At 75.5% G+C, this 1,572-nt stretch carries 1 protein-coding gene; it reads left to right on the top strand.

The features are described from left to right. Nucleotides 1-25: 25 nt before the first annotated feature. On the top strand, nucleotides 26-1,572 hold a 1,547-nt coding region (locus PAI11_RS10495), incomplete at its 3' end, for a cellulase family glycosylhydrolase (protein ID WP_050897202.1).

Genomic DNA, 1,572 nt, shown 5'->3' with positions numbered 1-1,572 from the left:
GGCAGCGCGGTCGTCACCGTCCGCGATGCCGGCTGAGCGACGGGGGACGACGCGCCGCCCGCGTCTCGGTCGGCGCCTGGCGGCGGCGGCCGTCGCGGCGGTCGCGATCGGGTCGGCGGGCGCCGCCCCGGCGTCGGCGACCGGCCCGACGCTGCCGCTGGGCAGCCACGGCCGCTGGATCACGGACGCCGAGGGCCGCGTCTTCGTCACCCACGGGCAGAACCGCGTCGACAAGCGCCCGCCCTACGCGCCCGACGGCGCCGGCTTCGACGAGGCGGACGCGGCCTTCCTCGCCGCGGAGGGCTACAACAGCGTCCGGCTCGGCGTGATCTGGACCGCGGTCGAGCCGCAGCCCGGCCGCTACGACGACGCCTACCTGGCGCGGATCGAGCGGACGGTGGACCTGCTGCACCGGCACGGGATCGTCAGCGTCCTGGACTTCCACCAGGACATGGTCAACGAGCGCTACCAGGGCCAGGGCTTCCCCGACTGGGCCGCGATCGACGACGGCGGCCTCAACCTGCACTTCGGGTTTCCCAACAACCAGTTCCTGAACCCGGCGCTGCTGCAGGCCTACGACAGCTTCTGGAGCAACCGGGCGGGTCCGGGCGGCGTCGGGCTCCAGGACCGCTACGCCGACGCCTGGCGCCACGTCGCCGCCCGCTTCCGGGCGGTCCCGGGCGTGGCCGGCTACGACCTGATCAACGAGCCGTGGCCGGGGTCGACGTTCCTGCGCTGCATCGGCCCGTCGGGCTGCGTCGCCGAGGACGCCCAGCTGCACGCGTTCACCCAGCGCGTCAGCCGGCGGATCCGCACGGTCGATCCGCGGACGCCGATCTGGTTCGAGCCCTACTCGACCTTCAACAGCGTCGCCGACACGACGATGCCGCCGATCGGCGAGCCGCGCGCGGTGCTCTCGTTCCACGCCTACTGCACCGCCGAGGGCGTCACGCTCGCGTACGACCCCAGCTGCGAGGCCTCCGACCGGACCGTCTTCGACCGAGCGGAGCGGCGCTCCGCGCTCGACCACGTGCCGGCGGTGCTCAGCGAGTTCGGGGCGACCAACGACCTGCGCACGCTCGACCGGATCGTCCGCCTGGCCGACGAGCGGATGGTCGGCTGGCAGCACTGGGCCTACACGGGCCACGACCCGACCACGCAGGCGTCCGGCGACGCCCAGTCGATCGTGCTCGACGACCACCGTCCGCCGACCGGCGACAACGTCGTCGGCCGCAAGCTCGAGGTGCTCTCGCGACCGTACCCGCAGGTCGTGGCGGGGACGCCGCGCGGGTGGAGCTACGAGCGCGACGCCCGCACGTTCCGGGCCGGCTGGGCGACCGCCCGCGTCGGCGGCGGGACGTTCCCCGCCTACGCCCGCAGCGAGATCGCGATCCCCCGGCGGCAGTACCCGGCGGGCTACGGCGTGCGGGCCCTCGGCGCCGCGGTCGTCTCGCCGCCGGGCGCGCCGGTGCTCGAGCTGGCGACCTGCCCGGGCGCCGGGAGCGTCAGCGTGACGGTGACGCGCGGCGGCCCGTCGACCGGCTCGTGCGCCCTGCCCGCACCGGCGCCCGC

Source organism: Patulibacter medicamentivorans, assembly GCF_000240225.1.
Taxonomy (GTDB): Bacteria; Actinomycetota; Thermoleophilia; order Solirubrobacterales; family Solirubrobacteraceae; genus Patulibacter; species Patulibacter medicamentivorans.
The sequence above is the reverse complement of the archived record's forward strand: the minus strand, read 5'-3'. Positions and strand labels throughout refer to the sequence as shown.